This window comes from Streptomyces sp. B1866, from assembly GCF_031932565.1.
Lineage (GTDB): Bacteria > Actinomycetota > Actinomycetes > Streptomycetales > Streptomycetaceae > Streptomyces.
On sequence record NZ_JAVSCF010000262.1, the window covers coordinates 1 to 8790 of the forward strand.

At 74.4% G+C, this 8790-nt stretch carries 8 protein-coding genes; 1 reads left to right on the forward strand and 7 read right to left on the reverse strand.

Annotated elements, in window-relative coordinates:
- From RKE29_RS24955 to RKE29_RS24975, 5 genes are all read right to left on the reverse strand, one after another.
- The coding region (locus RKE29_RS24955) for a beta-ketoacyl synthase N-terminal-like domain-containing protein (RefSeq protein WP_312007879.1) at positions 1–850 on the reverse strand (850 nt) is incomplete at its 3' end.
- A complete protein-coding gene (locus RKE29_RS24960) occupies positions 847–2103 on the reverse strand; it encodes a beta-ketoacyl synthase N-terminal-like domain-containing protein (RefSeq protein ID WP_312007880.1) in 1257 nt (418 codons plus the stop codon). The genes RKE29_RS24955 and RKE29_RS24960, both read right to left, overlap by 4 nt.
- Positions 2100–3341 carry a beta-ketoacyl-[acyl-carrier-protein] synthase family protein gene (locus RKE29_RS24965; RefSeq protein ID WP_312007881.1) on the reverse strand — a complete coding sequence of 414 codons (1242 nt, stop codon included), beginning with the start codon at positions 3339–3341 and terminating at the stop codon, positions 2100–2102. The genes RKE29_RS24960 and RKE29_RS24965 overlap by 4 nt, the downstream gene beginning before the upstream one ends.
- A gap of 83 nt (positions 3342–3424) precedes the next feature.
- Positions 3425–3679, reverse strand: a complete 255-nt coding sequence (locus tag RKE29_RS24970; protein ID WP_312007883.1) for an acyl carrier protein — start codon at positions 3677–3679, stop codon at positions 3425–3427.
- A 306-nt stretch (positions 3680–3985) separates the two neighbouring features.
- Positions 3986–4861 carry a helix-turn-helix transcriptional regulator gene (locus tag RKE29_RS24975; protein ID WP_312007884.1) on the reverse strand — a complete coding sequence of 292 codons (876 nt, stop codon included), beginning with the start codon at positions 4859–4861 and terminating at the stop codon, positions 3986–3988.
- A 389-nt stretch (positions 4862–5250) separates the two neighbouring features.
- On the opposite strand from RKE29_RS24975, the gene RKE29_RS24980 reads away from it, so the two are divergent.
- Complete coding sequence (locus RKE29_RS24980; protein WP_312007885.1) at positions 5251–6834, forward strand: MFS transporter; 1584 nt, start codon at positions 5251–5253, stop codon at positions 6832–6834.
- A 39-nt stretch (positions 6835–6873) separates the two neighbouring features.
- Here RKE29_RS24980 and RKE29_RS24985 read toward each other — a convergent pair whose 3' ends face one another.
- Positions 6874–7914 carry an ABC transporter substrate-binding protein gene (locus tag RKE29_RS24985; protein WP_312007886.1) on the reverse strand — a complete coding sequence of 347 codons (1041 nt, stop codon included), beginning with the start codon at positions 7912–7914 and terminating at the stop codon, positions 6874–6876.
- A gap of 84 nt (positions 7915–7998) precedes the next feature.
- Positions 7999–8571 carry an ABC transporter permease subunit gene (locus tag RKE29_RS24990; RefSeq protein ID WP_312007888.1) on the reverse strand — a complete coding sequence of 191 codons (573 nt, stop codon included), beginning with the start codon at positions 8569–8571 and terminating at the stop codon, positions 7999–8001.
- Positions 8572–8790 lie beyond the last annotated feature (219 nt).

The following is an 8790-nucleotide window of genomic DNA, read 5'->3' on the forward strand; positions in this document are numbered from 1 at the left end:
CCGCCAGGCCCGCCCGCCGCTCGTAGCGGCCCAGCGCGGCCAGGGCGGCCGCGCCGCGCGCGCGGGCCGCCGCCGCGCCCTCCACCACCAGGGCGGCGGCGCCGTCGAACAGGTCGGCGGCGGGGTGGCCGAGCAGCCCCTGGACCACCTCGTTGCACGGCTCGACGCCGACCACCAGCACGCGCGGGGCGCGGCCCGCGGCCACCAGCACCGCGGCCCAGTGCACGGCGTCCAGGCCGGACGTGGGCCCGTTGGACAGGGTCAGGTTGGGGCCGCGCAGGCCGAAGCGGATGGCCAGCCACGCGGCGGTCACGTTGCTGGACGCGTTGGGCAGGGCCATCGGGCTGAGGTCGGTCACCGACCCGGCGGCGATGGCGGCGGTCGTCAGGCAGACGGTGTCGAGGTTGCCGAGGTTGGTGCTGACCACGACGCCGGCCGCGTCGTCCGGTTCCTCCCCGTCGGCGCATCCGGGACCGTCACCGCCGCCGAGGCCGTCGGGGCCGTCCGTACAGGCCGCGCGCTCCGCGCCCGTACCGCCCGTACCGCCCGTACCGCCCGTACCGCCGGTATCGCCCGTACGAGCCGGGGTCGTGCCGCCGCCGGAGCCGGGTGGGCCGTCGTCCCGCGCGGGCAGCAGGCCCGCCTCCCGCAGCGCGTCCTGGGCCGCGCACAGCGCGAGCCGGGTGGCCCGGTCCTTGTAGCGGTGCCCGCGGCGGCCGATGCGGGCGCCGATGTCGACCGGTTCGGCGCGGCCCCGGCCCGGGGCCGCGCGCAGCAGCGCGCCGGGCGTGCCGGCGCCCGGCACCGCCAGGCCGACGCCGGTGACGACGGCGCTTTCCCGGACGGTCACCGGTGTCCCGCCCGTCCGGCGTCCGCCGCCGTCCGCCCGCCACCCGTCGCCTGTCCGCCGCCCGTCGCCCGCTCGCCGCCCGATGTCACCCTCCCAGGATGCCCAAAGCGGTGGCCGCCCGTCCGCTCGACGATCGCCACCGCGTTGACTCCGCCGAAACCGAACGCGTCGATCTGCGCCACGCGCAGGTCGGCTCCGGCGACCGGTTCACGGGCGAAGCGGAAGGCGGCGGCCTCCCGCGCGGGGTCGGCCAGGCCCACCACGGGAGGCACCCGGCCGGAGGACAGCGCCCGCAGCGCGACGATGAGGCTGAGCAGCCCGGAGCCGCCCGAGGTGTGGCCGGTCATGGACTTGAGCGCGGTCATCAGCGGGCCGCGCACGTGGCGCCCGAAGACCCGGCCGAGGGCGGCGGCCTCGGCCCCGTCGTTGAGCAGCGTCCCGGTGCCGTGCAGCAGCACCAGGTCGATGTCGCACGGCTTGACGCCGGCCCGCCGCTGCGCGTCGCGCATGGCCGCCGCGATGCCCTGCGGGTCGGGGGCGGTGACGTGGCGGGCGTCGCAGTTGACGCCGACCGAGCGGAGCCGGCCGAGCGCGGAGCCGGCCGCGCCGGGCTCCTCGCGGCGCAGCACCACCGCGGCGGCGCCGTCGCCCATGAGCACCCCGCGGCGGGCCCGGTCGAACGGGCGCACCTGGCGCGGCGGTTCGCTGTTGACCCGGTCCAGGAGCCCGTGCATGCTCTCGGTGAGCGTGTCCACACCGGCCACCACGACGGTGTCGGCCATGCCGCCCTCAACCATGTCGGCGCCCATGGCCAGCGCGTACAGCGACGCCGAGCAGGCCCCGGAGAAGGTGTACGTGCGCTGCGCGCCGAACCGCTCGCGCAGCGCGGTGCCGAAGTGCTGCCGGGCGGCGTCGAACGGGACGCCGTCGCGCCAGGCCAGTTCGGCCGAGCGCAGCTCGCGCAGGCCGGTGCCGACCAGGACCGGCACGTCCGCGAGGTCGTCGCCGAGGCCGGCCTGGGCGGCGGCCTCGGCCACGGCGCGCAGCAGCCAGGCGGTGGCCCGGCCGGGCACGTCGCCGCCGCCCGGGGGCCGGTCGTCGATCTCGTACGCGTGCCGGACCCGGTAGCGGGCGGCGTCGAAGCCGCGCAGCCCGGCCAGGCCGCTGGTGCCCGCGCACAGCGCGCCGAACAGCGCGCCGACGCCCTCGCCCACGCTGGCGACGGCGCCGGCCCCGGCGATGAGCTGGGTCACGACCAGGCCTCGGTGCGGCGTCCGGCCTTGCCGAGGACGACGACGGCGTTGTTGCCGCCGAAGGCGAGGCCGTTGTTCTGCACGATGGTCAGGTCGGCGTCGACGGCGTGGTTGGGCACGCAGTCCAGGCCGCACTCGGGGTCGGTGCGCTCGTGGTTGATGGTCGGCGGGATGAACCCCTCGGTGAGCGCGAGGGAGCAGGCGATGGCGGACAGCGCCCCGGCGGCGCCCATGCTGTGGCCGAGCATGGACTTGACGGACACCGTGCGCGGGGCGGCGGCGCCGAAGACGGTGCGGATGGCGCCCGCCTCGGTGACGTCGTTGGCCCGGGTGCCGGTGCCGTGCGCCGAGATGAGGTCGACCTCGGCGGGTTTGACGCCCGCGTTGTCGAGGGCAAGCTGCATGCAGCGGGCCACGCTGTCCTGGTCGGGGGCGACGGGGTGGTGCGCGTCGCAGTTCAGGCCGTAGCCCAGGACCTCGGCGTAGACGCGGGCGCCGCGGGCCCGGGCGGAGGCCAGGGTCTCCAGCAGCAGGATGCCCGCGCCCTCGCCGATGAGGATGCCCTGGCGGTCGGCGTCGAAGGGCTGGCAGCGTTCGGGGGCGAGGGCGCCGAGCCGGTAGAAGCCGGTGAAGGTCTTGCGGCACAGCGCGTCCGCGCCGCCGCACAGGACCATGTCGACGTCTCCGGCGCGCAGTGCGTCGAAGCCGTAGCCGATGGCGTAGTTGCCGGCCGCGCAGGCGGTGGGCAGGGTGACGGCCTCGGCGCGGCGCAGGCCGAACTCCTGGGCGACGGCGGCCGACAGGCGGCCCGGGGACACCCGGCGTGCGGTGGCCGGATCCATGTGCTCGGGGCCCTGGTCGAGTTCGGTCTCGACCAGGTGGTCGAGGTCGCGGGACTCGGCGTCGGTGGTGCCGATGGAGATCAGGCACGACCGGTCGCGCAGGTCGGCGTCACTCAGGCCGGCGTCGGCCACGGCCATCCGGGCGGCCGCCACGCAGAAGCGGCTGGCCCGGCCGAGGGTCGCCGGGTCGACTCGGCGGATCCAGGTGTCGGGGTCGAAGTCGGTGATCTCGCAGGCTATGGCGTGGTCGAAGCCCTCGGTGTCGAAGGAGGTGACGGGTTTCGCGGCGCTGGCGCCCGCACGCAGGCCGGCCAGGAACTCCGCGGTGCCGACACCGATGCCGGACACCGGTCCCATGCCGGTGATCACGACCCTGCGGGCCGGCTCCTCCTGCATGTTGCCCCGCCTTCCGTCGGATCCCGTGGCCGACCGGCTGGTCGGGCCCGTGGTTAAGTGCGCCGAGAGGTCCGGTGACGCCGTCACTGCCATCCAGCCGCTTCGGAAACGACCTCGTAGACGCCGTCGAGGTTTACCATGCGACTGAGTTCCGACTGATCGATGACAATATTGAACGTTTTTTCAAGGGCGGCCAGGATTTCGATGGCGCGTAGCGAGTCCGCATCGTGGTCTTCTTTGAAGAGGCTGGTGTCCGTGACCTCGCCGGGCTCGATCTCAAGAATATCGACGACGATTTCCTTGATGGTTTCCCGACGCTCTTCGACGATGGCGGCCATCTACCGCGCACCTCCATTTTTGGCATGGACAAAGCGACGTACGTGCCACACGACGCTAGGCGCCGGTTCCAGACCGGGACAACCCCCGAGTCCACTACCTGTCACGCACGCGACCATGGAAACCGGTCAGTAACTCCGGCTGTCATATAGCTGCAAGCATACGGGGCATACCGGGGGGTCTGGCCGGGGAATCCGCAGGAAGTTGCCACCGGGCAGGGTCGCACAACCCCGCGAACGGGGCGAATCGGCCGACGTCAGCGCAGGTCAGAGCCCGGACCCCGGGCCGAGAGGCCGCGCGAGGTCGGCCTAGAAGTCACCCTGGTTCAGCTCCATCAGGCCCGAGCGCACCGCCCGCACGCCCGCCTGGAAGCGGGACTCGACCTGGAGATCACGCATGATGTCGGCGACATACCGCCGGTAGGTGCGCACCGACAGGCCGAGCTTGCGGGCCGCGGCGTCGTCCTTGTACCCCTCGGCCATCAGCGTCAGCACCTGGCGCAGCACCCGGCCCCGCGCGCCGCCCTGGAAGGACAGCGGCCGGGAGGGGCGCTGGGCAATGTCCCACATGCCGGAGAGCATCTGGTGGAGCATGTCGGCGACGGTCGAGTTCTGGATCATGGAGGCCCGGGAGCCGCCGGGCTCGCCCGCGCAGGCGTCGGGGGCGATGACCGCGGCGGCGTCCACCACGACCAGCTCCTGCCGGACCGCGCCGGACAGCCGCAGGTCGACCCGGGCGCCGGAGGCGCCCACGCACCGCTGCCAGACCTGGCCGCGGATCAGCGGCGGCGGGCACAGCATGCGGGTGCGCACTCCCTTGGCGCCGAGCTGCGCGAGGGTCTGGGCGATCAGCTTCCCGTGCTCCTCGGAGGCCATGTCCGGCAGCGCCCAGATGACGTCCCGCTCGGCGCGCAGCACCAGGCGGGCCACCCACCCGGCCACCGCCTCGCCGTCCACGGGAAGGTCGGCGCTCACCCCGGCCAGCACGCTGCGCCGGTGGTGGTGCACGGCGGTCTCCAGCAGGCGCAGCGCCTGCCCGAGGGCGGCCTCGACGTTGTCGGCCCCACCGGTCTGCCCCGGGTCGCCGATCTCGCTTCCGGAAACCGCGCCGCCCCCCTTTTCCTCGGCGCCCGCCTCTGGGGCCAGCGGCGCACGGCCATTTGGTTGAATGCCGAAATAGCTCAAAGGGTACCCCCGTTGCTTGTGCTTGCACGATAACGAGCACGCACACCGGGCGGCAAGGAAGATCGTTCAGTTAGGGACAAGTCGGCGGGACCGCGGTCAAGCCCGGACAACGACACATCCGTACGGACAACGCTCTCACCTGGCCCTATCCGTGCCGTTGCGAAATCGTCACCGTCAGGAAAGTGCCAGATCAGGTCAGTCACGGCGGTTGGCCGGACACTCAGCTACCAATCGTGACAGCCTGTTGCCAGGCCACCGGGGCGCCCGTGCGCACGCCGCCGCAGGGCGACGCGGCACCGCGGGCGGCCCACGCTACCCCCGCCCGGGGCCCGCAAGAGCACCCACGTACGACACGGCGCACCCGCCGTGGTTCCGAAAGGCGCCGATCCATGGCCGCACCGAACACCACGCAGCCCGCCGCCCCCGCCCGGGAGGCGGTCCCGCTGCCGCCCACCCGACGCCAGTACCTGGCGCTGGCCGTGCTGGTGCTGGCCCAGCTGGCCATCTGGCTGGACAACACGGTCCTCAACGTCGCCCTCACCACGCTGGCCGACCCGGGCCGGGGCCTGGGCGCGAGCCCCACCGAGTTGCAGTGGAGCGTCAGCTCCTACACGCTCGTCTTCGCGGTGCTGATGTTCACCGGCGGGGTCCTGGCCGACCGGCACGGGCACCGAAGACTGCTGCTCGCGGGCATGGCCGTCTTCGGCGCCGCCTCCGTGTGGGCCGCCTACGCCCAGTCGGCCACCGAACTGGTCGTCGCCCGCGGCACCATGGGCGCCGGCAGCGCCCTGGTCATGCCCGCGACGCTGGCGCTGATCGCCCAGATCTTCGACGAGCGGCACCGGGCCGGGGCCATCGCCGTGTGGTCCGGCTCCAGCGGGCTGGCCATCGCCACCGGTCCGCTGCTCAGCGGCCTGTTGCTGGACCACTTCTGGTGGGGCTCGGTCTTCCTGGTCAACGTGCCGATCGTGCTGCTGTGCGGGGCCGGCGCGCTGCTGTTCCTGCCCGGCCGCGGCCCCCAGGATGTGCCCCCGCGGTTCGACCCGGCCGGCGTCTCGCTGTCCACCGCGGGCCTGTTCGCGCTGGTCTGGGGCGTCATCGAGGGCGGGCACCGGGGCGCCTGGTCCGATCCGGCCGTGCTGGGCGCCCTGATCGGCGGCGCCGCCCTGCTGGCCGCCTTCGTCGCCGTCGAACTGCGCGTGGCCAACCCCAGCTTCGACGTACGCCTGTTCGCCGACGTCCGGTTCGCCGGCGCCAGCGTCGCCGTGATGCTCGCCTTCTTCGGCCTCAACGGCTCCATGTACTACACGAGTTTCTACCTCCAGGGCGTCCAGGGGCACACGCCGCTGGCCTGCGGGGCGGCCCTCACCCCCGTCGCCTTCGGCGTGCTGGCCGGCGCCCCCGCCTCGGCCCGGCTGGTGCGGCGCTTCGGCGTGCGGCCCGTGGTCACCGCCGCCATGCTGCTGGCCGCGGCCGCCTTCTTCTCGTACGTCTTCCTGGACGAGCACAGCGGCCTCGGCGTGTTCTGGGCCCTGCTCGTGCTCCAGGGCCTGGGCATGGGCGCGGCGATCGCCCCCACCACCGAGGCCGTGATCGCCGTGCTGCCCTCGGGGCGCACCGGCGCGGGCTCCGCCGTCAACAACGCCACCCGGCAGGTCGGCGGCGTGCTCGGGGTCGCGGTCCTGGGCTCGGTGCTCGCCGGCGCGTACCGCGACCGGGTCGGCCCGGACCTGCGCGACCTGCCGGAGCCGGTGGGCCGGGCCGCCGCGCAGTCCGCGGAGTCCGCCCGCCTGCTGGCCGCCCGGCTCGACCGCCCGCGCCTGGCCGACCTCGCCGACCAGGGCTTCGTGCACGCCATGCACGTCACGGCCGCGGTCGGTGCGGCGGTGACCGCGGTGGGCGCCGGAGTGATCTGGTGGGCCTTCGGCCGGGCGGCCCGGGGGCGGGCGCCGGGCGGGCGGGGCCGGAGGTGACGGCCGGGCCCGCGCCCGGCCGGGCCGCCCGCGCGCCGGTCAGGGCTTGGGCAGGTAGGCGTTGTCGAACCCGTCCCGCGCCGTCACCGGCTTCTCCAGCAGCCCCTGCCGGGACATGAAGTCCGCCATCCGCTCCCACACCGCCGGGTCGTTGTACCCCGGGCGCCCGCCGGGCTCCGTGCGCAGCAGCGGCCGGGTGGCCTCCAGCACCGCCAGCGCGTTCGCCCGCCGCTTGGCGTCGTCCAGGCCCGGTACGTAGTTCTCGCTGATCCGCACGGCCTCCTCCGGGTGGTCGACCACCTCCCGCACCCCTCGCAGCGTCGCCGCCACGACCTTGCACACGTCCTCCGCGCGCCGGCCCAGGGTGTTGCGCCGGGCGCCGAGGCCCACGCCCACCAGCGGCGCGTCCGGGCCCGGCGCGATGGTGCGCACCGGCCGGCCCGCCTGCCGGAAGGCGACCGCGTCGTTGTTGACGTATCCCATGACCGCGTCGACCTTGTGGCCGGCCAGCGCCGTCGCCTGGGTGAATCCTATGTACTGAACCTTCACATCCTTCTTGGAAAGACCCCCCTGGTTCAGCAGCGCCAGCAGCCCGAAATAGGTCTCGCCATAGGGGCCGGGCGTGCCGACGGTGTGCCCCTTGAGGTCCTTCGGCTCCCGGATATCGGACCCGGCGGGCACGATGAGGCCCACCGGATACGACCGGTAGACGGTGGCGACGTCGACGATCGGGACATTGTTGGAGCGCGCCTGGAGCATCTCGTCGCCGCCCGCGTACACCAGGTCCTCGCGGCCGGAGTTCAGCGCGCCGAAAAGGTCCTCCGCGGCACCGTGGTGACGGAGCTTCACGTCGATTCCGGCGTCTTCGAAGTAGCCTTTCTCCTTCGCCACGTAGAAGGGCGCGAACTGGATGTTGGGCTGGTAGGTCAGCCCCACCGTGATCCCGCCGTCCTCGCCGCCCCCGTCCGCCGGGTCCCCGGCGCACGAGGTGAGCGTGACCAGCGCCAGCGCCGACGCGACGGCCGCCCCGGTGATCCGGTGTGCCCGGCGCCGTGCGCCGGTCGTCCGCACAAATCGCACGTCCTTCTCCTTACCCGCGTGGAAGGTTCCGACAGTCCGGCAGTCCGGCGGCGGGGGTCCGCGCGGGAGCGTCCCGGTCCGCGCTCACCGCTGCACGTACCGCTCGACGAGCCGCTCGGCCACCCGCACCACCCCGTACAGCACCGCGGCCAGCAGCGCCAGCATCACCAGCGTCGAGAACAGGCCGATCGTGTCCGCCTCGCCGCGCTGCACGGACAGCAGCTGGCCCAGGCCCTCGCCGCCGACCACGAACTCGCCGACCACCGCGCCGGTGACCGACAGGGTCAGGCCGCCGCGCACCCCCGCCAGGATGCTCGGCAGCGCGAGCGGCAGTTCGATGTGCCACAGCAGGCCCCAGCCGCCGACCCCGTCCACCCGCGCCGCGTTCAGCACGTCCGCGTCCAGGGTGCGCAGGCCGAGCACCGTGTTCACCAGCACCGGGAAGAACACCAGCAGCGCGCACAGCACCGCGATGGGCAGCAGCCCGTAGCCCAGCCACAGGGTCAGCAGCGGCGCGACGGCCACCGCGGGCACCGCCTGGGAGGCGGCCACGTACGGCTGGAGGGCGGCGGCGGCCAGGCGGCTGCGCGCGATCAGGTAGCCCAGCGGCAGCGCCGCGCCGACGCCCATGCCGCTGCCGGCCATCGCCTCGCGCACGGTCTCGCCGGTGTAGTCCAGCAGGGGGCCGTGCGCCACGTCGTCGGCGAAGTGCCGTCCCAGGTCGTCCGGGGCGGGCAGGTAGTACGCGGCCACGGCGCCGGTGCCCGACGCGATCTGCCAGGCGGCGACCAGGACCGCGCCCAGCAGCAGCGGCGGCAGCCCGCCGCGCAGCGCGGCGCGGGCCCAGGCCGGGCGGGCCCGGGCGGCGCCGCCCCG

Excerpts from the sequence above, each read along its gene's own strand:
- RKE29_RS24980 (WP_312007885.1), top strand. The coding sequence starts at position 5,251 with ATGGCCGCACCGAACACCACGCAGCCCGCCGCCCCCGCCCGGGAGGCG.
- RKE29_RS24965 (WP_312007881.1), bottom strand. The coding sequence starts at position 3,341 with ATGCAGGAGGAGCCGGCCCGCAGGGTCGTGATCACCGGCATGGGACCG.
- RKE29_RS24970 (WP_312007883.1), bottom strand. The coding sequence starts at position 3,679 with ATGGCCGCCATCGTCGAAGAGCGTCGGGAAACCATCAAGGAAATCGTC.